Annotated in this window: 26 protein-coding genes and 1 riboswitch; of the genes, 14 read left to right on the top strand and 12 right to left on the bottom strand. The window is 67.5% G+C overall.

Annotated features, from left to right (window positions below):
- Positions 1-86: 86 nt before the first annotated feature.
- The 5 genes from ACIA8C_RS15945 to ACIA8C_RS15925 all read left to right on the top strand — a co-directional run bounded on the left by ACIA8C_RS15945 (position 87) and on the right by ACIA8C_RS15925 (position 5871).
- Complete coding sequence (locus ACIA8C_RS15945; protein WP_396991883.1) at positions 87-446, top strand: Lsr2 family protein; 360 nt, start codon at positions 87-89, stop codon at positions 444-446.
- 281 nt (positions 447-727) lie between these two features.
- On the top strand, positions 728-1291 hold the full coding sequence (locus tag ACIA8C_RS15940; RefSeq protein ID WP_396991568.1) for an FHA domain-containing protein: 564 nt from the start codon (positions 728-730) through the stop codon (positions 1289-1291).
- 131 nt (positions 1292-1422) lie between these two features.
- Positions 1423-2001: a DUF1772 domain-containing protein gene (locus ACIA8C_RS15935; protein ID WP_397135146.1), complete on the top strand. Its 579-nt coding sequence runs from the start codon at positions 1423-1425 to the stop codon at positions 1999-2001.
- Between the two features lie 100 nt (positions 2002-2101).
- Entirely contained in the window at positions 2102-3043 is a 942-nt protein-coding gene (locus ACIA8C_RS15930) for an esterase/lipase family protein (protein WP_397135144.1), read from the top strand.
- 272 nt (positions 3044-3315) lie between these two features.
- The gene (locus ACIA8C_RS15925; protein ID WP_397135142.1) at positions 3316-5871 is read left to right on the top strand and encodes an ATP-dependent Clp protease ATP-binding subunit; all 2556 of its coding nucleotides are present in this window, start codon (positions 3316-3318) and stop codon (positions 5869-5871) included.
- A 135-nt stretch (positions 5872-6006) separates the two neighbouring features.
- On the opposite strand, the gene ACIA8C_RS15920 is transcribed toward ACIA8C_RS15925, so the two are convergent.
- Both ACIA8C_RS15920 and ACIA8C_RS15915 read right to left on the bottom strand, forming a co-directional pair.
- Positions 6007-6804, bottom strand: coding sequence for an LLM class flavin-dependent oxidoreductase (locus ACIA8C_RS15920; RefSeq protein WP_397135140.1), 798 nt, complete (start codon positions 6802-6804; stop codon positions 6007-6009).
- 23 nt (positions 6805-6827) lie between these two features.
- Positions 6828-7097, bottom strand: a complete 270-nt coding sequence (locus ACIA8C_RS15915) for a hypothetical protein (RefSeq protein WP_397135138.1) — start codon at positions 7095-7097, stop codon at positions 6828-6830.
- Between the two features lie 124 nt (positions 7098-7221).
- Between ACIA8C_RS15915 and ACIA8C_RS15910 the strand changes: the two genes are divergently transcribed.
- Positions 7222-7869: a VWA domain-containing protein gene (locus ACIA8C_RS15910; RefSeq protein WP_397135136.1), complete on the top strand. Its 648-nt coding sequence runs from the start codon at positions 7222-7224 to the stop codon at positions 7867-7869.
- On the opposite strand, the gene ACIA8C_RS15905 is transcribed toward ACIA8C_RS15910, so the two are convergent.
- A complete protein-coding gene (locus ACIA8C_RS15905) occupies positions 7870-8532 on the bottom strand; it encodes a response regulator (RefSeq protein ID WP_397135134.1) in 663 nt (220 codons plus the stop codon). It lies immediately after the preceding gene.
- A gap of 8 nt (positions 8533-8540) precedes the next feature.
- Positions 8541-9950 (bottom strand): sensor histidine kinase, encoded by a 1410-nt coding sequence (locus ACIA8C_RS15900; RefSeq protein WP_397135132.1) that lies wholly within the window; start codon positions 9948-9950, stop codon positions 8541-8543.
- A gap of 334 nt (positions 9951-10284) precedes the next feature.
- On the opposite strand from ACIA8C_RS15900, the gene ACIA8C_RS15895 reads away from it, so the two are divergent.
- Positions 10285-11187: an ABC transporter ATP-binding protein gene (locus ACIA8C_RS15895; protein WP_397135128.1), complete on the top strand. Its 903-nt coding sequence runs from the start codon at positions 10285-10287 to the stop codon at positions 11185-11187.
- Positions 11184-12035, top strand: coding sequence for an ABC transporter permease (locus ACIA8C_RS15890; protein WP_397135126.1), 852 nt, complete (start codon positions 11184-11186; stop codon positions 12033-12035). The genes ACIA8C_RS15895 and ACIA8C_RS15890 overlap by 4 nt, the downstream gene beginning before the upstream one ends.
- 50 nt (positions 12036-12085) lie before the next feature.
- Here the strand turns inward: ACIA8C_RS15890 and ACIA8C_RS15885 are convergent, their stop codons facing one another.
- A complete protein-coding gene (locus ACIA8C_RS15885; RefSeq protein ID WP_397135124.1) occupies positions 12086-12679 on the bottom strand; it encodes a TetR/AcrR family transcriptional regulator in 594 nt (197 codons plus the stop codon).
- Between the two features lie 125 nt (positions 12680-12804).
- Between ACIA8C_RS15885 and ACIA8C_RS15880 the strand changes: the two genes are divergently transcribed.
- The 3 genes from ACIA8C_RS15880 (at position 12805) to ACIA8C_RS15870 (ending at position 14385) form a co-directional block, all read left to right on the top strand.
- Positions 12805-13452: an FMN-dependent NADH-azoreductase gene (locus ACIA8C_RS15880; protein WP_397135122.1), complete on the top strand. Its 648-nt coding sequence runs from the start codon at positions 12805-12807 to the stop codon at positions 13450-13452.
- 1 nt (position 13453) lies between these two features.
- Positions 13454-13774 carry a DMT family transporter gene (locus tag ACIA8C_RS15875; protein ID WP_397135120.1) on the top strand — a complete coding sequence of 107 codons (321 nt, stop codon included), beginning with the start codon at positions 13454-13456 and terminating at the stop codon, positions 13772-13774.
- Positions 13775-13944: 170 nt separating this feature from the next.
- A complete protein-coding gene (locus ACIA8C_RS15870) occupies positions 13945-14385 on the top strand; it encodes an OsmC family peroxiredoxin (protein WP_397135118.1) in 441 nt (146 codons plus the stop codon).
- Positions 14386-14532: 147 nt separating this feature from the next.
- Here the strand turns inward: ACIA8C_RS15870 and ACIA8C_RS15865 are convergent, their stop codons facing one another.
- The 4 genes from ACIA8C_RS15865 to mhuD all read right to left on the bottom strand — a co-directional run bounded on the left by ACIA8C_RS15865 (position 14533) and on the right by mhuD (position 16678).
- A complete protein-coding gene (locus ACIA8C_RS15865) occupies positions 14533-15057 on the bottom strand; it encodes a hypothetical protein (RefSeq protein WP_397135116.1) in 525 nt (174 codons plus the stop codon).
- 35 nt (positions 15058-15092) lie between these two features.
- Positions 15093-15917, bottom strand: a complete 825-nt coding sequence (locus tag ACIA8C_RS15860; protein WP_397135114.1) for a CbtA family protein — start codon at positions 15915-15917, stop codon at positions 15093-15095.
- Positions 15908-16102, bottom strand: a complete 195-nt coding sequence (locus tag ACIA8C_RS15855; protein WP_397135112.1) for a CbtB-domain containing protein — start codon at positions 16100-16102, stop codon at positions 15908-15910. Before ACIA8C_RS15855 ends, ACIA8C_RS15860 begins: the two co-directional genes overlap by 10 nt.
- Positions 16103-16129: 27 nt before the next feature.
- Positions 16130-16285, bottom strand: a riboswitch (cobalamin riboswitch).
- A 78-nt stretch (positions 16286-16363) separates the two neighbouring features.
- Positions 16364-16678 carry a mycobilin-forming heme oxygenase MhuD gene (gene mhuD, locus ACIA8C_RS15850; RefSeq protein ID WP_397135110.1) on the bottom strand — a complete coding sequence of 105 codons (315 nt, stop codon included), beginning with the start codon at positions 16676-16678 and terminating at the stop codon, positions 16364-16366.
- Between the two features lie 94 nt (positions 16679-16772).
- Here mhuD and ACIA8C_RS15845 point away from each other — a divergent pair, with 94 nt between their 5' ends.
- Positions 16773-17540: an alpha/beta fold hydrolase gene (locus tag ACIA8C_RS15845; protein ID WP_397135108.1), complete on the top strand. Its 768-nt coding sequence runs from the start codon at positions 16773-16775 to the stop codon at positions 17538-17540.
- Positions 17541-17566: 26 nt separating this feature from the next.
- On the opposite strand, the gene ACIA8C_RS15840 is transcribed toward ACIA8C_RS15845, so the two are convergent.
- Positions 17567-18463, bottom strand: a complete 897-nt coding sequence (locus ACIA8C_RS15840; protein ID WP_397135106.1) for an A/G-specific adenine glycosylase — start codon at positions 18461-18463, stop codon at positions 17567-17569.
- A 90-nt stretch (positions 18464-18553) separates the two neighbouring features.
- Between ACIA8C_RS15840 and ACIA8C_RS15835 the strand changes: the two genes are divergently transcribed.
- Both ACIA8C_RS15835 and ACIA8C_RS15830 read left to right on the top strand, forming a co-directional pair.
- Positions 18554-19177, top strand: coding sequence for a carbonic anhydrase (locus ACIA8C_RS15835; protein ID WP_397135104.1), 624 nt, complete (start codon positions 18554-18556; stop codon positions 19175-19177).
- 122 nt (positions 19178-19299) lie between these two features.
- Positions 19300-19989, top strand: coding sequence for a hypothetical protein (locus tag ACIA8C_RS15830; RefSeq protein WP_397135102.1), 690 nt, complete (start codon positions 19300-19302; stop codon positions 19987-19989).
- A gap of 25 nt (positions 19990-20014) precedes the next feature.
- Here the strand turns inward: ACIA8C_RS15830 and radA are convergent, their stop codons facing one another.
- Together radA and ACIA8C_RS15820 are read right to left on the bottom strand one after the other, a co-directional pair.
- Positions 20015-21427 carry a DNA repair protein RadA gene (gene radA, locus ACIA8C_RS15825; protein WP_397135100.1) on the bottom strand — a complete coding sequence of 471 codons (1413 nt, stop codon included), beginning with the start codon at positions 21425-21427 and terminating at the stop codon, positions 20015-20017.
- Positions 21428-21548: 121 nt separating this feature from the next.
- Positions 21549-22277 carry a hypothetical protein gene (locus ACIA8C_RS15820; RefSeq protein ID WP_397135098.1) on the bottom strand — a complete coding sequence of 243 codons (729 nt, stop codon included), beginning with the start codon at positions 22275-22277 and terminating at the stop codon, positions 21549-21551.
- Between the last annotated feature and the right edge of the window lie 214 nt (positions 22278-22491).

The raw sequence follows: 22491 nt of genomic DNA, 5'->3' as shown, positions 1-22491 counted from the left end.
TTGGAAAATTTGGAATTCGAGGTATTCTTGCCTCGGGTAATCGGCCTAGTATGCGGGTCGCACGATTTCGAGAGGACGTTCATCTCATGGCAAAGAAGGTCACCGTTAGCCTGATCGACGATGTCGATGGGGAGTCCATCGCGGACGAGACCATCGAGTTTGCGATCGACGGTGTTTCGTACGAGATCGACCTGTCGTCGGCAAATGCCGCAAAGCTGCGCGACGGGCTGGAAGAGTGGGTTTCGAGCGCGCGTCGAGTGAGTGGCCGTCGTCGGGTCAAGGCCGCCGCGACCGCGACGGGCGCCCCGAAGAGCCGGGTCTCGATCGACCGGGAACAAAGTGCGGCAATTCGCGAGTGGGCTCGTCGGAATGGACACAAGGTGTCCGCGCGGGGACGTATCTCCGCCGACATCACCGATGCGTACAACAAGGCCGCGAAGAGTTAGTTTCATATTTTTCAGCCGCCGTCCCAGCGAATCGTGCGACGCCGGGGCGGCGGTTTTCTCTTTGTCCGGCGGCTCATAGGCGGCTGGTATAACCGCGCGGCGCGATGACACGCTGCTCGAAGTGGCGCGCGGATCGATCTTGCTCGTGGTTCCAGGACGCGGCACCATGGAAACGTGCGACGGTCACTGGCGGTATGGAGAGGCGAGGTATCGGCGCAGTGACTGGATTCGTCGGATCATTTTTGCGTTTCCAAGATGACGCGGGTCGTCAGCAGGAGCTCATGCTCACCGCCGATCAGGAGCGCGTGACGATCGGTCGCTCGCCGCAGGCCGACCTCGCGCTGCCATGGGATGCCGAGGTGTCCAGGCTGCACGCCGCGATCGAGTATCTCGGCGCGCAGTGGACCATCGTCGACGACGGCCTTTCCCGCAACGGCACTTTCGTCAACGGGGACCGGCTGGTCGGCAGGCGCAGGCTGATGGCAGGCGACGTCATCCGCGTCGGCACCTCGCGTGTGTCGTTCCACGATTTCGGCGGTGTCGCCGACGACATCACCCGCGTCTCGAGCGGCACGGTGCCGCCGAGTTTCCGGCAGCTCACCGAAACTCAGCGTGCGGTGCTGATCGCGCTGTGCCGCCCGTACAAGAACGGCGCGGCCTTCGCAACGCCCGCCTCCAATCAGCAGATCGCCGAGGAATTGTTCCTCAGCGTCGACGCCATCAAGACGCACCTGCGCGCGCTGTTCGCCAAGTTCGGCGTCGAGGACCTGCCGCAGAACGCCAAGCGCGTGCGCCTGGCCTTCCTGGCGATCCAAAGTGGCCTGATCTCCGACCGGGACCTGTAGACCCTCCCGTAGACGATCGCTTAGTCAGCCGAGTGTCTCGGCCATGGAGAGCCGTGTCGAAACCGGCTTGACTTAGACCCATCGAACCGGAGCGATGAGGGCTCCGGACGGGTTTCCATTCAGGAGGAATTATGACCGCCGCACGCCTGGCCGCCTTGGTCGCGGCCATCTTGGCCACCGGACTGATCGCGGGCCTTTTCTACGGCTACGCGAACTCGGTGATGCCAGCGCTGAATCAAACCGACGATCGCACCATGATCGACGTGATGCAGAAGATCAACGTGGTCATCATCAACCCGGTGTTCATGATCGGGTTCATCGGCACCGTCGGCTTCTCGATTCTGGCGGCGGCGCTGCACCTCGGTAAGGACCAGCGCACCACGCTGATCTGGATCGGTGTCGGCCTGGCCATCAACATCATCGCCTTCGCCGTCACCTCCGGCCTGAACGTGCCGCTCAACAATCAGCTGATGGCCGCGGGCGATCCGGCGCAGATCGCCGATCTGGCCAAGGTCCGGGCCGACTTCGAATCCACTTGGGTGCGTTGGAATATCGTCCGCGCGGTGCTGCACACCCTGGCCTTCTTGGTGCTGACCGGCGCGCTGTTCGTCTCGGGCGTCCAGCAGGGCAAGGCGAGCGCCGCGGCGCCCGGTCCGCAGGTGGCACAGGGTCAGTTCCCCGGTCAGCCGGGCGCCCCGACCTACCGATAGGGCAGAACGCCAACGGCCACAACCAGTTTCGCGACTCGACCGCGCCTGGGACACACCGCACGGTAGCTTTCTGGAACACGTTCCAGATTTGGAGGCTGCTGTGCCGCGTGTTCCAGGCTTTTCGCTTCTCGTCGTCCTTTTCGCCGCGCTGTGCGCCATCGCCGCGAGTCCCGCGCAGGCCGAGCAGTATCCGGTCGATTACAACTTCTTCGGCGGCATCCCCAACGAGCTGCTGCATCCCGGCGGATCCCTGCCCGGCACCAACGACTGGGCCTGCCGCCCGAGCGCCGAGCATCCGAATCCGGTGGTCCTCGCGCACGGCACCGGCGGTGGGGCACAGACGAATTGGGGGGTGTACGCGCCGCTGCTGGCCAATGACGGCTATTGCGTGTACTCGATGACCTACGGCGCCTACGACCTGCCGTGGCCGATCTCGGCCATCGGCGGGATGCTGCCGATGGAGCAGAGCGCCCCGCAGTTCGCCGCGTTCGTCGACCGGGTGCTGGCCGCGACCGGTGCCGCCCGGGTCGACATAGTCGGCCATTCACAGGGCAATTTCATCGGCAATTACTTCATCAAGCGGCTCGGCGGCGCGGCCAAAGTGGACAAACTGGTCGCACTCGCCCCGCCGTGGCTCGGTTCGGACGTCGCGGGCGCAGGCGAGATCGCGGCCTTCAGCCAGCGGCTCGGCGCGGGCCCGGCCTTCGACGCCCTTACCGGATCGCTGTGCCAGGCCTGCCGCCAGGTGCTCGCGGGCTCGGATTTCGTGCGGGCGCTGAACGCGGACGGCGTCTACGACCCTGCCGTCGCCTACACCAATATCTCGACCAGGCTCGACGAGCTCGTCGTCCCCTACACCTCGGGACAGGTACCCGGCCCGAACGTCACGAACATCGTGGTCCAGGATGGTTGTGCCCAGGACTTTTCCGAGCACGCGGGCATCGCGGGCAGTCCGCGCGCCGCGGCATACGTGCTCAACGCGCTCGACCCGGCACACCCGCACGAGGTGCCGTGCGGTTTCATCCCGCCGTTCACCGGGTAGCACCCCGGCAAGTGGCGACGGAGAGATATCGCTGTTCGCTGAGGGCAAAACCGGATCGGAAACGAATCCTGCAACCCTCACGTTATGAGTGAATGACCGTGCTGACGCTGGTCGCCAATAGGGTGGACTGGCGGCGGCAGCATCCCCCGCCAACTAGAGTGGAGGCGGGGGCCACGACCCCCGGGCTTCATGGCAGGCTGACGCCCACGGTTGTTACACAGCACACTGCGGCGTCTGTTGCCAGAATGTCGGAGCAGGAGAGTGAGGGAGCGATGTTCGAGAGGTTCACCGACCGCGCGAGGCGTGTCGTTGTCCTGGCCCAGGAAGAGGCCCGGATGCTCAACCACAACTACATCGGCACCGAGCACATCCTGCTGGGGCTGATCCATGAGGGTGAGGGTGTCGCGGCCAAGTCGCTGGAATCGCTCGGCATTTCGCTGGAGGGCGTGCGCAGCCAGGTGGAGGAGATCATCGGACAGGGCCAGCAGGCTCCATCCGGTCACATCCCGTTCACCCCGAGGGCCAAAAAAGTCTTGGAGCTGAGTCTGCGCGAAGCGCTGCAGCTCGGCCACAACTACATCGGCACCGAGCACATCCTGCTCGGTCTCATCCGCGAGGGTGAGGGCGTTGCCGCGCAGGTGCTCGTCAAACTGGGCGCCGATCTCAACCGGGTGCGTCAGCAGGTCATCCAGCTGCTGTCCGGGTACCAGGGCAAGGAGCCGGTCGAATCCGGTTCCCGCGGTGAGGCGGGCACGCCGTCCACCTCGCTGGTGCTCGACCAGTTCGGCCGCAACCTGACCCAGGCCGCGCTCGAGGGCAAGCTCGACCCCGTCATCGGCCGCTCGAAGGAAATCGAGCGCGTCATGCAGGTGCTGAGCCGCCGTACCAAGAACAACCCGGTGCTGATCGGTGAGCCCGGTGTCGGTAAGACCGCCGTCGTGGAGGGCCTCGCGCAGGCCATCGTCAATGGCGAGGTTCCCGAGACGCTGAAGGACAAGCAGCTGTACACCCTCGACCTGGGTTCCCTTGTCGCGGGCAGCCGCTACCGCGGTGACTTCGAAGAGCGCCTCAAGAAGGTGCTCAAGGAGATCAACACCCGCGGCGACATCATCCTGTTCATCGACGAGCTGCACACGCTCGTCGGCGCGGGTGCCGCCGAGGGCGCGATCGACGCCGCGTCCATCCTGAAGCCGAAGCTGGCCCGTGGCGAGCTGCAGACCATCGGCGCGACCACCCTCGACGAGTACCGCAAGTACATCGAGAAGGATGCCGCGCTGGAGCGCCGGTTCCAGCCGGTCCAGGTCGGCGAGCCGACGGTCGAGCACACCATCAACATCCTGAAGGGTCTGCGCGACCGCTACGAGGCACACCACCGGGTTTCCATCACCGATGGCGCGCTGGTGGCCGCGGCGACCCTGGCCGACCGCTACATCAACGACCGGTTCCTGCCGGACAAGGCGATCGACCTGATCGACGAGGCCGGTGCGCGGATGCGCATCCGTCGCATGACCGCCCCGCCGGACCTGCGCGAATTCGACGACAAGATCGCCGATGCGCGCCGGGAGAAGGAAAGCGCTATCGACGCGCAGGACTTCGAGAAGGCGGCGCGACTGCGCGACAAGGAAAAGCAGCTGGTCGCCAAGCGCGCCGAGCGGGAAAAGCAGTGGCGCTCCGGCGATCTCGACGTGGTCGCCGAGGTCGACGACGAGCAGATCGCGGAGGTGCTTGCCAACTGGACCGGCATCCCCGTCTTCAAGCTCACCGAGGAGGAGACCACCCGTCTGCTCCGCATGGAGGACGAGCTGCACAAGCGGATCATCGGCCAGGAGGATGCCGTCAAGGCCGTCTCCAAGGCGATCCGCCGCACTCGGGCCGGCCTGAAAGATCCGAAGCGGCCGTCCGGCTCGTTCATCTTCGCCGGTCCGTCCGGTGTCGGTAAGACCGAGCTGGCCAAGTCGCTGGCGAACTTCCTGTTCGGCGACGACGACGCGCTCATCCAGATCGACATGGGCGAGTTCCACGACCGCTTCACCGCATCGCGGCTGTTCGGTGCCCCTCCCGGGTACGTCGGCTACGAAGAGGGCGGCCAGCTCACCGAGAAGGTGCGCCGCAAGCCGTTCTCCGTGGTGCTCTTCGACGAGATCGAAAAGGCACACCAGGAGATCTACAACACCCTGTTGCAGGTCCTCGAGGACGGTCGTCTCACCGACGGCCAGGGACGCACGGTCGACTTCAAGAACACCGTGCTGATCTTCACCTCGAACCTGGGCACCTCGGACATCTCCAAGGCGGTCGGCCTCGGCTTCACCCAGTCCAACATCCAGGGCTCGAACTATGAGCGGATGAAGCTCAAGGTCAACGACGAGCTGAAGAAGCACTTCCGGCCCGAGTTCCTCAACCGCATCGACGACGTCATCGTCTTCCACCAGCTCACGACCGATCAGATCGTGCAGATGGTGGACCTGATGATCGGCCGAGTCGGCGTCCAGTTGAAGAACAAGGACATGTCGATGGAGCTGTCCGAGCAGGGCAAGGCGCTGCTGGCCAAGCGTGGCTTCGACCCCGTGCTCGGTGCCCGGCCGCTGCGCCGGACCATCCAGCGCGAGATCGAGGACCAGCTCTCGGAGAAGATCCTCTTCGGCGAGATCGGCCCCGGCCAGACCATCTTCGTCGACGTCGAAGGCTGGGACGGCGAAGGCTCCGGCGAGGACGCCAAGTTCACCTTCACCGGCAAGGCGAAGCTGACCAAGGCGGACAAGGACGAAGAAAAGCCCGAGGTCGTGCTGACCGGTGCCGCTGAAGGCGCCGCGGAAGCCTCCGGCGAGTAAGAGCACTACGAGAAAGGCCCGCTTCCCCTGGGAGGCGGGCCTTTCCGTTGTCCGGACCTGCCGCACGGTTCTTGATGTCCCGCACCGAGAATCGCATGCGAATTTCGGTGCGGGCCGTCAGAAATGGTGCGTCTGTTAGCCAGTGGCCGGGTAACGCGCGAGTACCGGAGCGAAGGCGTCGGATAGTTCGCCGGGGATGAGCAGCTCGTCGATTCCGTATTTCGCTCTTCGGGTTTCGAGCACTTCGGCGGCGGCGGACGGGTCCGCGTCTAGGACACCTGCTGCGCCCGTCGCCCGCAATTCGTCGGTGCTGAGGCCGAGTCGGGTGCTCGTCCAGTAGGGGAGTCGGTCGCCGATGCCGATCAGCTGATGGCTGAACGGGATGTCCCGGTCGGCGTTGTCGCGGACGATGCGGACCATGTCGGCCAGCTCCGCCTCCGTCACTTGCGGTCCGGCGGCGAGCAGGATGCGATCGGCGAATTTTGCTGCCGCGGCGAGCATTCGGGGACCGCTGGCGGCCACGATGACCGGCGGGGCCGGGGTGACCTGCGCGCGGACCGCCGCGATGGTGTCGGCCAGCTGCGCGCGGCGTTCGGCGGCGGAACCCCAAGGCAGGCCGAGGCGTTCGGCCTCGGCACCGGCGTCCGGTTGGCCGGAGCCGATGCCGAGCTCGAACCGTCCGTCCGAAAGCAGTTGCAGCGCGGCGGTTTCCCGGACCGTGGCGGCGGCGGTGCGCAGCGCAACGGCGAGCACGTTGGGGCGCAGCCGGACGGTGCTGGTGACGGCCGCCGCGGCGGCCAGCGTCGGGAACGGCGATGGGGTGTTCAGCGTGTCCGGCAGCAAGATCGTGTGGTAACCCTGCCGCTCGGCATCCCTTGCGGCGGTGGCCCATTCGGCGCCGGAGCGCGGGGTGATGACAATGCCGAATTTCATGGTGGTCTCCCGTCTTCGGTGCGTCAGCCCTTGGCCGGCCGCGTCGGCTCGCGCAGCACGGCCAGGCGGCTGCGGTACTGGTCCTCGGTGATCTCGCCGCGCGCGAAGGCGGTCCGCAGCGCGCCGACCCCGCTCTCACGGCCGATGAACCGCCGCCGCGCGAAGAACGCCAGCGTGATGAAGGTGATCCAGAACAGCAGCGGGAAGATCCAGAAGAACGGCCACGGGTGCCAGCCGCCGTCGTAATAATCGGCCAGGAACGTGATGACCTCGGGTTGTGTCGAAATGTTCATAGGCAAAGCCTGCGCCGCCGACCCGCCCCGCGGCATCGGTCGTGCGGCGCTGCTCGCCGTACGCCTCGGCGCGTATGCCGGGGTACTTTGGATGGGGTTCGTCGAACCGACCCGGGGGTGCTGAATGACAAATCCAGATCTGACACTGATCGCCGTACTGCTCGACCGGTCCGGGTCGATGCAGTCGATCAAATCCGACACCGAGGGCGGTTTCAGCGCCTTCATCGAGGAACAGCGCAAGGTACCGAAGACGATCGAGGTGACGCTGGCGCGGTTCGACACCGAATACGAGTGCGTTTACGCGAACCGTCCGCTCGCGCAGGTGCCGCCGCTCGACCTGCAGCCGCGCGGCATGACCGCGCTCTACGACGCGGTGGGCAGGCTGGTCACCGAAGTCGGCGCGGAACTCGCGAAACGTCCCGAACACGAACGACCGGGCACTGTCATTGTTGTCGTACTCACCGACGGTCACGAGAATTCCAGCAAGGAGTGGTCGCACGCCGCGGTGAAATCGCTGATCACCCAGCAGCAGGACGTCTACAACTGGAATTTCCTGTTCCTCGGCGCGAATATGGACGCGGTCGCCATCGGCACCCAAATGGGTTTCGATCCGAGCAACTCGATCACCTATGCCGCTGCGCCGCAGGGTGTTTCGGGCGTGTTCCGCGCGGCGTCGGCCAGCTCGGCCCGGCTGCAGGCCGCACCGCCCGGTGCGAAGCGCGGCGGATTCACCGATGCGGAGCGCGAACAGTCGAATCCCGGTGGCGCGTAATTACTGCCAGCCCGGGCGCACCACGCCGGATTCATAAGCCAGCACGACAAGTTGGGTGCGGTCGCGGGCGCCGAGTTTCATCAGAATGCGGCTGACGTGCGTGCGGGCGGTGGCGGGGCTCATGAAGAGCCGCTCGCCGATCTCGGCGTTGGTGAGCCCCTCGGCGACCAGCGCCATCACCTCGCGCTCGCGTTCGGTGAGCTCGGAAAGCGTTGCGGGCGGCGGTGTTTTGGCGTGTGCGGAGAATTCGGCGATCAGCCGTCGGGTGACGCCGGGAGAGAGCAGCGCGTCACCGGCCGCGACCACCCGGACCGCGCGCACCAGGTCGGCCGGTTCGGTGTGCTTGACCAGAAACCCGGTCGCGCCCGCGCGCATCGCCTCGAAGACGTACTCGTCGAGCTCGAAGGTGGTCAGCACGACCACCCGCACCTCGGCCAGCTTGGCATCCTCGGCGATCATCCTGGTGGCCGCGAGGCCGTCCAGGATGGGCATCCTGATGTCCATCAGCACCACGTCCGGCAGCAGGCTGCGGGTCATCCGCACGGCCTGTTCGCCGTTGGCCGCCTCACCGACCACCTCGATGCCGTCCTGCGCCGCCAGCAGCGCGACGAAACCACCGCGTACCAGCGCCTGGTCGTCGGCCACCAGGACCCTTATCGCCATCGTTGCTCCTACTGCGGCCCGTGCGCGCTGGACTGCTGCGCCTTGTCGCCGGGCCTGATCGAGCGGACGTTGTCGGGCCGGGGCGCGTCGTCGGACCGGCTCGGCGGCTTGCGTTCGCTGGGTGCCATGGGGCGCAACGGCAGTCGCGCCGCGACCCGGAAGCCGCCGCTCGGGCGTGGGCCCGCGGTGAGCGCGCCGCCGAGGGCGTGGGTGCGCTCCCGCATCCCGATGATCCCGTTGCCGCCGCCGGTGCCCGACCTGGACGCGGGCGCGGTCGCGCGGGCGTTGTCGACGGTGATATCGACCGACTGCGCCGCGTAGCGCACCGTCACCGTGGCCTCCGCGCCCGGCGCGTGCCGCACCACATTGGTCAGCGACTCCTGGATGATCCGCGCGGCAGCCACGTCGATCACACTCGGCAGCTGCTGCGGCTCACCGATGATCTTGGTATGCACCGATAAACCCGCCGCACGGGCGCGCTGGAGCAGGACGTCCAGCTCTGCGATGCTCGGCGCGGGAGTCCGCGGTGCGGCTGGGCGCGCCTCGGCCTCGGCGGATTCGCCTGCGGCCCTATCGGATTGCGCGTCTTCCGCCGGAACCACTTCGGGGCCAGCGGAATTGCGCCCGCTCCAGCCGCGCGGCCTGCGTCGGCCCGGCGCGGTGCGCTCGACGTCGGTGAATTCGTCCTCGTCGGCACCGGATTCGTCGGCGACGGTGCCGCCGGTGCGAATCGCGTGCAGCAGTGTGTGCACCTCCGCGAGCGCGTCCCTGCTGGCCGTCTTGATCGCGTCCAGCGCGCTGGCGGCCTGCTCTGGCTTCTTGTCGAACAGCTCGAGTGCCACCGAGGATTGCACGTTGATCAGCGAAAGGCTGTGCGCCAGTACGTCGTGCAGCTCGCGGGCGATGGCGAGGCGCTCCTCGCTTGCCCGCCGTTCCCGCTGCGCCTCCTCGTCGCGGCGCGCGGCCTCCGCCCGCTGCCTGCGCGCCACCAGCACCGCCTTGCGCTGCCGGATGCCCTCCACCACGCACAGCAGCACGGAAAGCCAGGCCATCAGCGCGAAGATCTGCCACCCGTTGGCGCCTCGGCCGAACAGCTCGGGCACCGGCCAGACCAGCACCAGGTAGCCGACCGGCACGAGTGGGTAAGTCCACCAGCGTGATCCAGTGCTCGCGGCGGTCAGGAACGCGATGACCAACGAGAAGAAGATCGGCCCGTATCCGTAGCCGAGCGCCAGGTAGGCGCCGCAGGCCGCGAGCGCGACGAGCAGCACCGGCAGCGGCCGGGACCGCCGCCAGATCAGCGCCACCGGACCGGCGAGTAGTAGCAGGTAACCGAGGACGTCGAGGGAATTGTCGCCCATCCTCATATTCGCGAATGTGCCGCCGACGATCTGGAGCGCGGCCACGACAAGCGCCACACCCCAATCCCAGCCAAGCGAGCCTCGACTCCTAATGCTGTCCCGCCTCTCCGCGTATTCAGGCCGGACACAGGTGCCGAGCAAGTGGCGTCGGCGGCTGGCGGCTATCTGGTGAGCAAGTCAGCCCGTGCCCGGCGAGTTACCCATGTACGTGCGAAATCAGTTGTTGTGTTCACAGACACTAGCGTCTTGGACGTGGTCGCGACCGCTCTCGCGCCGCGCTTGTTTCGACGATAACGACTGCACAAGGTATCGGTCATCGTCCGCGCTACGTATACCGACGGTCGCCGCGCGACGGATGTGGTGGACATGGCCCGGGGCGGATTCTCGGTGCATGACAGATTCGATCGTGGTCACCCGAGGGTTGACCAAACGCTACGGGGCTCAGGCGGCCGTCGACGGCGTGAGCATGAGCGTCGCGGCCGGTGAGATCTACGGGTTTCTCGGTCCGAACGGTGCGGGTAAGACGACAACGCTGCGGATGCTGGTCGGGCTCATCCGTCCGAGTGACGGCACCGCGACGGTGGCGGGGCACGCGCCGGGCGATCCCGCGGTGGTCCGCCGGATCGGTGTGCTCATCGAGGGCCCGGGTTTCTACCCGTATCTCTCCGGCCGGGACAACCTGCGGGTGCTCGCGAAATACCGCGGCATCGGCACTGCCGAGGTCGAGGACGCGTTGGACCGGGTCGGCCTGACCGACCGGGCCGACGACAAGTTCCGCACCTACTCCCTGGGCATGAAGCAGCGGCTCGGCGTCGGCGCGGCCCTGCTCGGCAGGCCCGACCTGCTCATTCTGGACGAGCCGACGAACGGCCTCGATCCGCGGGGCATGGCCGAAATGCGGGAGCTGATCACCACTCTCGCCGCCGACGGGCACACCGTGCTGCTGTCGAGTCACATGCTCAGCGAGGTGCAGGAGATCTGCGATCGGGTCGGCGTGATCTCGCGGGGCAAGCTGCTGGTCGAGTCGACCGTCGCCGAATTGCGCGGCGCCTCATCGCTTTTGCTGCGGGCCGAGCCATTGGAGGTGGCGTTCCCGGCCGTGCGCGGGGTGGTCGGCGAGCGCGCCGCGATGCTGACGTCGAGCGGCATCCGGATCGAGGCGGGCAACGACACCGCGCCCGCGGTGGCCCGGGCGGTCATCGCGGCGGGTGCCGATCTGCTCGAGCTGCGGATCGACGAAAAATCCCTGGAAGAAGTGTTTTTCGAAATGACTCAGCTGGAAGTGGCGAAATGACCGTGAAAGACCTGTTGGCGAGCACGAAGGCGGAGGCGCTGCGGCTGCGGAAGTGGCCCGCGTTCTGGATCCTCCTCGGTACCTGGATTCTGCTCAACCTCACCTTCGCCTACCTGTTCAATTATCTCGCTTACACCTCGGGCGAGTCGGGCCGGATGTCGAACGGCCTGCCGAAAGAGGCACTGCTGCAACAGATGCTGCCCGCCGCCGTGCCGGAGGTATTCACCCAGGGCATGGCGATGTTCGGTGGCGCGCTGATGCTGGTGCTCGGCGCGCTGACCACCGGCAGCGGATATGGCTGGGGCACTTGGAAAACCGTGTTCACCCAGGGACCGTCGCGGATCAGCGCGGTCGGCGGCGTGCTGGTGAGCCTGGTGGTCGTGGTGATCGGACTGGTGCTCGCCGCCTTCGTCGTCGACACCGGGGTGGCGGCGTTGATCGGCGCGACTCAGTCGCAGACGCTCGCGCTGCCGTCGCTGCACCAGTCCGCACTCGGAATCCTCACGGGCATCGTGATTCTCGGCATGTGGACGTTGGCCGGCGCGCTGATCGGCACCATTGCTCGCGGCCCGGCGCTGGCGGTGGGCCTCGGGCTGGTGTGGGTGCTGGTGGTGGAGAACCTGTTGCGCGGAGTGGCGTCCATCTTCTCGCCGATCGCGATCATCACCGATCACCTGCCCGGTACTGCCGCGGGCTCCATGGCGGGGGCGATGCGGACGGTCGGCGCGGGGACACCCGGTGTGCTCGACATCCTGTCGCGCACCGAATCGCTGATCATGCTCGGGATCTACCTCGCGCTCTTCGTGGCAGGGAACATGTGGCTGATGCGTAGACGCGATCTGGTGTGAGTTACCGCTCGAAAGCCGTTGGTGGATAACCATCAACGGCTCTTCGCGGTTTAGTCGAGCACGGCGTGCGCGAGCCTGCGTAGCGCGTCGGCAATCTGTGCCGAGGTCAGCCCTCGACTGCGTTGCTGCTGGTAGACCTCCGCCCCCAAAGGCGCGAGTAGCGGATCGATGAGTGCGTCCGGCTCGCGAACCTTTCCTGCTACCAACAGCGCTCGCACATGGGCGTACCAGAATCCGTACGACCCCGTCGCGAATCGCGCACCGCCGGTCTCCGCTCCGAGCGCCAAATTCGCGTGCGCGTCCAGCAATTCGACCATCGCGGCGAAAAACGCGGCCAGCCGTTGCGCCGGTGGCGCGCCGGGTCCCAGCGGCGGTGCGCCACCGATCAACTGCTCCTGCAGCGCCCGTTCGTGCTCGTCGAGCAGCGCGACGGCGATCGAATTCGTGTCCGGGTAGCGGCGATACAGCGTGCCGCGGCCGACGCCTGCCGCTTTGGCGATGTCGTCCATTGTCACGGCGCGTGGGTCGCGGGTGGCGAACAGCTCGGCGGCGGCGGCGAGCACCTTGGCCCGGTTGCGCGCCGCGTCCGCGCGCTCGGGCGGGGCGGCCGCTTGCCCGGTGAGCAGATCCGTGTGCCTGGTCATGCGCTGACTGTACCCGATTTCTGGAATAAGTGGACATTGTGTCCAGTTGTCGATACTGTCGATCTCGCGACTAAGTGGACACATCGTCCGATTGAAGTCGCGGAAACGCAGAGTGAGGTCTAGTTATGAGCAAGTTGTTGCACCTGGATGCCAGCGCACGCACCAGCTCGATCAGTCGCGAGCTGAGCGCCGTCTTCGCCGACGCGTGGCGCGCCGAGAACCCCGACGGCGGCTACCACTACCGGGATCTGGCGGCCGACCCGATCCCGTTCATCGATCAGGCATGGACCGAGCTGTGCGACGCGGTGCTCGCGCAGCAGCACACCGACCTGCGTCGGCTCAGCGAACTGGTGCGCACGCCCGAACAGGCCGTGGCATGGGCGATCGTGGAAACGCTGCTGGCCGAGTTGCTGGCCGCGGACGTCATCCTGATCGGCACCCCGATGTACAACTACTCGATCCCGGCGTCACTCAAAGCATGGCTGGATCAGGTGACGTTCCCGCGAATGTCACTGGGCCATCGCCGTTTCGTCGTCGTCACGGCCCGCGGCGGCGCCTACTCGCCCGGTGCGCCGAAGGCCGCCTTCGACTACCAGGAGCGTTTCCTGCGCGACTTCTTCGCGGGCCATTTCGCCGTCGAGGACACGGTTTTCATCAATGCCGAACTGGCCAACGCCCGTCAGGATCCCGCACTGGCGCACCTGCGCGACAAGCACGACGAGTCGTACGCGCTCGCCCTCGACGCCGCCCGCGATCTCGCGAAGGAGTACTGAGATGAACTGGGTGGTCCTCGGCCTCGCGGGCCTGGTCGAGATCGTCTGGTCGCAGAGCATCAAGCCGACGGAGAACTTCACCCGCCCGTTGCCAACCGTGATCTGCTTCGTGCTGGGCGTCGCCGCGGTGTATCTGCTGTCCAGGGCCATGCAGACGCTGCCCGTCGGTACCGCGTACGCGATCTTCACCGGGATCGGCGCGGTCGGCGCCATCGGCCTCGGCATCGTGTTCAACAAGGATCCGCTCAGTGCGGGCCGGGTGTTCGCGCTGTCGTTGATCATCGGCGGCATCGTTCTGGCCAGGGTCACCAATCCCGAGTGACAGCGTTCTGTATTCAATAGTCCGATGCGACAACTGATTTCGGATGAACATGGGTAACTCGCCTGGCACCGGGTAACGTGGCCCGCGCCTCACCGTCGGCCGCCAGCGCACCCGCGGTGGCACCTAACTCTGGCCTGAATACTCGGAGAGGCGGAACAGAAAGGACTGTGATGCCTACACGTACCGCGCGTACTGCCTGGACCGGCACTCTGCAGGAGGGCTCGGGACAGGTCGAGCTGGCCAGTTCCGGCGTCGGCAAGTACGACGTGTCGTTCCCGAAGCGTTCGGCCGAGGACGCCGACGGCACCACCAGCCCGGAGGAGCTCATCGCGGCGGCGCACTCGTCCTGCTACGCGATGGCGCTCTCGGCCCAGATCGGCAATGCGGGCGGCACCCCGGAGAGCCTGGATGTCAGCGCCGACGTCACGCTGGGCCCGGACCCGGTCGGCGGCTTCCGGATCAGCGGCATCAAGCTGACCGTGCGCGGCAAGGTCTCCGGCATCGACGCCGACGGCTTCGCCGCCGCGGCCGAGGCCGCCAAGGCGGGCTGCCCGGTCAGCAAGGCCCTGGCCGGCGTCGACCACATCCTCCTCGACGCGGCACTCGCCTAGGAACACCCACAACTGCCCGGCTCGCGCACTGTGCGCGAGCCGGGCAGTTGTGCTACATGGCAACTGATTTCGTGAGGACATGGGTAACTCGTCAGGGATGGGCTGACTCTCCGCCCCGACGACCGCCGGTCGCCAACGTCACTCGCCCTATGCGTGAGTCTGGCCTAAAGACACGGAGAGGCGGGGGAGGGAGAAGTAGCGGCGGGCGCCGGGGCGGTACATCGCGGGGATGGCCACCAGGACCGCGACGATGTGGATCGCGCGGAACAGGCCGATCATCGCGGATTCGACGGTGAGGTCGGCGAAGAGATCGCCGAACTTGTCCGCGGACAGCAGCGCCGCGAGCGGTTCGATGATCAGGGAGAGCAGGCCGATCACGCCGATGCCGAAGGTCAGCAGGATGCGGGCCCAGCGGGCGCCGTGCGTCATTCGGATCGCGACGATGAGCACGACGAGATAGATCCCGAGCCGCACGCCGAGCCCGGTCGCCAAGCCTGCCAGGTCGACCTCGTCGCGCTCCAGCAGTAGCGCGGTCTGCACGATCGCCTCGGCCACCCCGGCGAGCAGGGCGGCGACCAGGCCGACGAACGCGACGAGGACGGGGCGTGGTGGTTGCGCTGGCGCGCCCGAACGCAGCGGTGCGGGCCAAAGAGAAAGGGCGGTGCCGGTCATGACACCGACACTGCCCTTCGTCTTCCGGACGCGGATCAGCCCGCGGTAGCGATCGACTCTCGTACCGGAGTATCACTGCGCGTGGCGAATTCGCTGAGCGCGGCGAAGCCGAGGGCCAGGCAGGCCCACAGCGTCGCGGTCTCGGCCAGCGAGGCCGCCCGGAACTGCCACAGCAGCACGGCCGGGAAGTCCGCCTTCACCTCGTTGATGCCCGGCAGCAGGATGTAGCCCGCCGCGGCGACGAGGACGAACGCGGCGAGCCCGCCGATCAGCCGCAAGGTGCTCAGCCGGCCGCGCAGCAACTTGTAGACGTACACGCTCGCGCCGACGGCCGCCAGACCGAGCAGCACGGCGGCCAACCAGAGCAGGGTGCGCTGGTTGATCGTCTCCGGATCGCCGACCGCCGGTGGGTTCGCCGGGTACTTGAAGAACGGCACGGCCACGATCGCGGCCCAGCCACCGAGCCCGAGTCCGAGCGTGAGCTTCGGCCCGGACAGCGTGCTGTAGCGGCGGGCGAAGTGGGCGACGGAGGCGAAGATGGCACCGAGCGCGAGACCGGCCAGGCCGAGCGCGAGGAACTGGCCCGCCTTCTGCCCGGTACGGCTGACCAGCGGTTCTTCTTCGTCACCGTGCGAATGGCCGCCGGTCGTCGCCGGTTGCGCGCCGTGCGGATGATCCGCCGCCGAACCGGCTTCCTCGATGGCGATGGCGGCATCGACCTTCGGCTCGCCGATGAAGAAGCCGACCGAGGCGGCCAGCAGACCCGCGATGAGACCGGCCAGCAGGCCGCGCAGCAACAGGGTCTTGAGCGAGCCGATCAGCGGGACGAGAGTCGGCGGGTTGGCTTGGGTCAGTGGCACGGAAGACCCAGCAGGTGGCGTCCGTCGTGCATCAGCTCATGCAGGTACATCCCGCTGCGCGAGATGACGCCCTGATCGAAGCCGACCAGGTACAGCGTGAGCAGTGCGAGTAGAACGACACCGACTGCGACGAGCGCAGCGGCCAGTGAATCGGTTGCCCGGCTCGGCGAATGCGCGATTGCCATGTGAGTCCTCCTAGGGATGCGCGTCCCGTCGAATGGGTGCGAAGATGCCGGTGTCTGGCTATCCGGCACCCAGGAGCTCGGTGCATGGAACACAGTGGCGCGACCGCTCCGGAATTTCACCGGATTCCCGCATCACCCTCGCGTTTTGTCATTCGAACTGTGACACCTGCAGGCACCGGCCGTCAATACGACCAGCGAGCTGGCACCCCGGTGCCGGGCGAGTCGCCGGACAGGTCAGCCTGCCCGGCACTGCTCGAAACGTCAGTCGGCCTGCTTCGCGGACACGTCGAGGACGACCTCGAACTCCAGCAGCGACGCACCCGTGGAGACCGGCTTCTGCCGCTCGCCCGCGTGCGCCTCGCGCGCGGGCCCGTCCCGCCACGCCGTGAACGACTCTTCCGAATCCCACTGGGTGACAACGAAGTACCGCTTGTCACCGGCAACCGGCCGGAGCAACTGGAAGCCGAGGAAACCGGGCGAGCCCTCGACCGCGTGCGCACGGTGGGCGAACCGCTTCTCCAACTCGGGGCCCGCGCCCTCGGGAACCTCGATCGCGTTGATCTTCACAACAGCCATGGGCTCGACAATACGACCATCCGGCGCCCGCCCCGGTATGGGCCATATCGGGGGTACCGCCCACCGCGCGAGCGAGCCCGGCAGAATCAGCGGGGTGTTGCACGACGAAGGCGGAGCGGGTGTACCGATCCTGCTGCTGCACGGATTGATGGGCAGTGCCAGGACCTGGCACGAGCAGCTGGACTGGCTGCGCGACTACGGCCACGTCTACACCTTCGACGCGGCCGGGCACGGCAGGCCGGCGCCGGACGAGCTGACCACCGAGGCATTCGTCGCCGATCTGGCCGCCGCGACCGCCGGCATCACCGAATCCATGGTGGTGATCGGGCATTCGATGGGCGCGCTGCACGGCTGGGTGTTCGCCGCGACCTATCCCGAGCGGGTGCGCGCGCTGGTGGTCGAGGACATCGCCCCGGATTTCACCGGCCGGACGGCGGCGAACTGGGCGGCGATGATCGAGGCGTGGCCGCAACCGTTTCCGAACGCGGACGCGGTGCTGAAATTCTTCGGGCCGGTCGCCGGGCGGTACTTCCTCAATTCGTTCGAGCACGGCCCGGACGGATATCGGCTGCACGGGTCGGTGGCGACGTTCCGCGATATCTCCGAGGAGTGGGGGAGCCGCGACTTCTGGCCGCAGTGGCACGCCATCCGGGTGCCCGCGCTGCTGCTCGAGGGCGAGCACACCATCACCCCGCCCGGCCAGATGCGCCAGATGGCCGAGACGCATCCCGATGCCGACTACGTACTCGTTTCCGGCGCAGCCCATCTCGTGCACGACGACCAGCCCGAGCAATACCGCACCGCTGTCGAACGCTTCCTCCGCCGCGTCCTCACCCCTCCTGACCTCCCGCGCACTTCTTGATTTCCGAAAGGCGTGCGGCGGTGGGGTCAGGGGGCGTTACCGCCCTCCCCGGCGAGCGCGAAGAGGCCGTCTGTGGTCTGCTCGATCAGTCCGTCGACCAGCAGCGAGTCCAGCGCACGGGCGCGCTGACCGGGGTCGCGCGGCCACGCCAGGTCCAGGCTTACGCGCGCCACCGGGCCCGTCGCACCGCGAAGGACATCGAGCAGCCTGCCGCGCGCTTGGCGGTCGGTGCCTTCGTATTTCTGTGTGCGACGGACGATTTCGGAGACAGGGCGGCCCGCGGCGACCCACGCGCAAGTCGGCAGGGGGCAACGCGAACAGTCCGGTGTGCGCGCCGTGCACACCGTCGCACCCAGTTCCATCAGCGCGGCCGAGAACACGGCCGCACGGTCGATCTGTTGCGGCAGCAGCGCTTCCGTCTCCGGCAGATCCCGCGAGGACGGATTCCCCGCCTCGGCGCGACCGTGCACGGCCCTGGCGACCACCCGACGAACATTGGTGTCCACCACCGGAACCCGCTGCCCGTAGGCGAAGCAGGCCACCGCACGCGCCGTGTACGCCCCGATGCCGGGCAGGCCGAGCAGCACGTCCACCTCGGCGGGCACCTCGTCGCCGTGCTCAGCGGCCAGCACCCGCGCGCATTCGTGCAGCCGCAGCGCCCGGCGCGGATAACCGAGCTTGCCCCACGCGCGCAGCACCTCGGCCTGCGAGGACGCCGCCATCGCCGAGGGCACCGGCCAGCGCGCCACCCATTCCCGCCAGATCGGCTCGACCCGGACCACCGGGGTCTGCTGCAGCATGATCTCGCTCATCAGGATCTGCCACGCGGTGACCTCGGCGCGACGCCACGGTAGGTCGCGCGCGGTCTCCTCGTACCAATCGAGCAACACATCCGCATCGATGCTGTTCGCTGCTTTCCTCACGGTTCCTGTCCTACTGCTGCCGGTCGGTATTTGCCGACCTGTAACCAACCGAACTCGCTGGTAACACAAGTGTTGTGCACAATGGTCGGTATGCCTGATTCAAATCCGATCAGCGCCTGGAAGTCTTTGCGCGAAGGCAACGACCGTTTCGTCTCCGGTGCGCTGGAGCATCCTAGCCAGGGCGCGGCCGATCGAGCGAAGCTTGTCAGCGGCCAGCATCCGTCCGCGATCCTCTTCGGCTGCGGTGACTCCAGGGTCGCCGCCGAGTTGATCTTCGACCAGGGCCTCGGCGATATGTTCGTGGTACGCACCGCGGGCCACGTCGTAGACAGCTCGGTGCTCGGTTCGATCGAGTACGGGGTACAGGTCCTCGACGTCCCGCTGATCGTGGTACTCGGGCACGACAGCTGCGGCGCGGTGAAGGCCACCATCGATGCGCTGGACGGCGGCGAAGTACCAGGCGGATTCATCCGCAGTGTGGTCGAGCGGGTCACGCCTTCCATTCTGATCGGCCGCAGGGAGGGGCTGTCCACCGTCGACGAGATGGAGGCCAGGCACGTGGTCGAGACCAGCAGGCTGCTCATGCAGCGGTCGATGATCATCTCGCAGCGCGTCGCGACCGGCGAATGCGCGATCGCCTGTGTCACATACAAACTCGCCGACGGACAGGTGAAGTTGCAGCGTGTCGTCGGCAACATCGGCGAGCTCGCCTGAGCCGGGGTAGTCGCCGTTTGCCCAGCGTGCGGGCCGGAATTTACTCGCCACGATCGCGTAATCCGGACCGACACGCCGTGCGCATGAGTCATCGCGCCCGGTCGTGCCTTTACCGTTGAGGCGTGCTGGAACCGAATGGACCGCTGCCACCGGAGATCTATTGGCGTCGTCGCGCATTGGCGATCGGCGCACTGGTCGTCGCGCTGGCGCTGGTCATCTGGCTCGTGCTGACGGTGTCCCGCGGCGGCGACTCGCCCGGTGACACGAAGCCCGTCGCGGCCGGCTCGTCGTCCACGACGACGAGCAAGCCCGCCGATGTCACCACGACAAAGGCAGCGGGCCCAAGCGAATCCGGCGCACCCGCGACGTCGAGCGGCGCCTCGCCCGCCTCGAACGAGCCCGCCCAGGGGCCGGGGCAGTGCCCCGATCAGTCGCTGGCGATCAAGATCAGCGTGGACCAGCCGACCTATCGGGTCGGCGAGCAGCCGAACTTCCGGATCGTCATCACCAACATCTCCAGCTCGCCGTGCCAGCGGGACATGAACCTGGCCCAGATCCAGGCGTCGGTGCTGTCGCTGGACGGCCAGCGCCGGTTCTGGACGAGTTCGGATTGCTCGCCGGTCGACGAGTCGAACCAGCGGAACCTGAAACCCGGTGAGCAGGCACTGTTCACGGTGCGCTGGTCGGGCACCACGTCCCAGCAGGGCTGCGTCGGCGAGCGGGTACCGGTGCCCGCGGGCGCGTATCAGGTCATCGCGCAATTCGGCTCGCTGCACAGCTCGCCGGAACCGTTCAATCTGACGCCGGCCTGAGCAAACCCGGATTCGGCTGGGCCCGTTAGAAATCGGGTGCCACTTCCTTCGGCTCCTTCTGCGCGCGTTGTTTGCGCGTGCCGGTGATGCGGATGGCCGAGCGCACGTCGGCGACCTCGTGAATCTTCATGCCGCCACGCTTGAGCGGGGTGAAACCGGGCGGCACCAGCGCGGTGGTGAAGCCGAGCCGCTCGGCCTCGGCCAGCCTGCGTTCGAGGCCGGTCACCTTGCGCACCTCGCCGGCCAGGCCCACCTCGCCGAGGATCACCCAGCCCGCCGGAATTGCCACCTCGGAATTGGCGCTGGCGATGGCGAGCGTGATGGCCAGGTCGGCGGCGGGCTCGAGCAGCCGCATCCCGCCGACCGTCGCGGCGTACACGTCGGACTTGCCGAGGAAGACCTTGCCGCGGCTTTGCAGCACGGCTAGCACCATCGCGACCCGGTTGTAGTCGAGTCCGCTGACCGCGCGGCGCGGATTCGGGATCTCGGTCTCCACCGTCAGCCCCTGCACCTCGGCCACCAACGGCCGCTTGCCGTCCATCGCGACGGTGACCGCGGTGCCCGACACCGAATCGGTGCGGTGATGCAGGAACAGGCCGGACGGGTCGTCGACGCAGGCGATGCCGTCCTCGTGCAGCTCGAAGCAGCCCACCTCGTCCGCACTGCCGAAGCGATTCTTCAGGCCGCGCACCATCCGCAGCGACGAGTTCTTGTCGCCCTCGAACTGCAGCACCACGTCGACGAGGTGTTCCAAGGTGCGCGGGCCCGCGACATTGCCGTCCTTGGTGACGTGCCCGACCAGCAGCACCGCGATTCCGCTCGCCTTGGCCAGCGAGGTCAGCGCCGAAGTCACCGCGCGCACCTGGGTGACACCGCCGATCACGCCGTCCACCTCGGGCGCGAGCATGGTCTGCACCGAGTCGACAACCAGCAGCGTCGGCTGCACCTGTTCGACGTGCCCGAGCACGGTCGAAAGATCGGATTCCGCGGCCAGATACACCCTTTCGTGCACCGCGCCGGTGCGGTCGGCGCGCAGCCGCACCTGTCCCGCCGACTCTTCCGCGGTGACGTAGAGCGACTTCGCGTCGTGCTGCCTGGCCCAGCGGTGTGCGACCTCGAGCAGCAGCGTCGACTTGCCGACCCCGGGCTCGCCGGAGAGCAGCACCACCGAGCCTGGGACGACGCCGCCGCCGAGCACCCGGTCGAGCTCGCTGACCCCGGTCGGCCGCGCCCTGGTGATCTTGGAGTCGATGGTGGAGATCGGGGCGGCGGCGGTGCTCGGCAGCATCGCGCGCCTGGCCGGTGCGCCCGTACCCGTCGCCGCGACGGCTACCTCGTCGACGGTGCCCCACGCGCCGCAGTCGGGGCACTTACCCACCCACTTGGCGACCTCGTGCGTGCAGGCGGAGCACCGGAAGATCGACCTGGTCTTTGCCACACGCGCACCTTACGTACCGCGTCCGACAACATGCTCGCCCGCGGCTCGCCGGGCGGGCCGGATAAAGAACGGCTGCCACACCGATTGGTGTGGCAGCCGTCTCCGTAAGGGGGCTAGACGCTCAGTGTCCGCCGGTGTGCTCGGCCTCAGCCGCGCCGGACTTGTCCGACTCGTGCCGCTCGGTGGCGCCCGCGTCGACCGGCACCTGGACCTGGACGGTGCCGTTCTGCTTGAAGTTGAACGCCACGTTGTAGGTGAGGCCGGGTGTGATGTCCCTGGACAGGCCGGTGATCTCGATCAGGATCGGGCGCGCCTCGGGATCGGTGGTCGCCTCGGCCACGTCGGCGTGGTCGGTGCCGTGCGCGTCCGGCTTGGCCGAGGTCGGCGCGGCCGCGGAGGTCGGCGCCGCGCCGTGCGCGTCACCCGCGGGTGCCGCGGCCTTGACCGGCTTGGTGGCCGCGACCACGGTTTGCTGCGGCGCCAGCTCCACCGTCGACTTGCCGGTCGCCGGGGTGATCTTCACGGTGCCGAGGTCGGTGGTGAGGCTGGTCAGCTCGTCGGGCACCGACGGGCTGTTGTTGATGATCGACAGCGCGATCACCGCCTTGCCGCCCTTGGTGTTGTTGTATTCGGTGCCCTGGGCGGGGAAGACGATGTGCACGTTGCGCAGGGCGATCTTGCCGATGTCGGCGTGGTTGCCGTTGATCGCGGCAACCTGGTCCGCGGTCTGCGAGATCTGGCCCGAACTACAACCGGTCAGTGCAATCGCCGCGCCCGCGGCGAGTGCGGCAACCGGCACCATGCGACGTCGCGCCTTCTTCAGGGCGGTCACAGCTTTCAGGGCAGTCACGGGTTGTCCCTCCATGTCGACCGGGTCACTCCGCAAGGGAGAGTAGTAACTAGGCAGCGTAGTAGTTCCCCTCACGGACCGGGAGCCGGGGCTGTGTCTGATTGGCGGCGCCTTCGGCACCGCGTGTTCGCGGCCCCCTGGTGTCGCGCGTCCGAGCGGCCGAGACTCGCGCCTGCGGCGCATGCGCTTCGGCCACTCGGACGCGCGACGGGCC

Origin of the sequence: Nocardia sp. NPDC051321 (assembly GCF_044455225.1) — a bacterium.
In the GTDB taxonomy this organism is placed as follows: domain Bacteria; phylum Actinomycetota; class Actinomycetes; order Mycobacteriales; family Mycobacteriaceae; genus Nocardia.
This window is presented reverse-complemented; position numbering and strand designations above follow the sequence as displayed.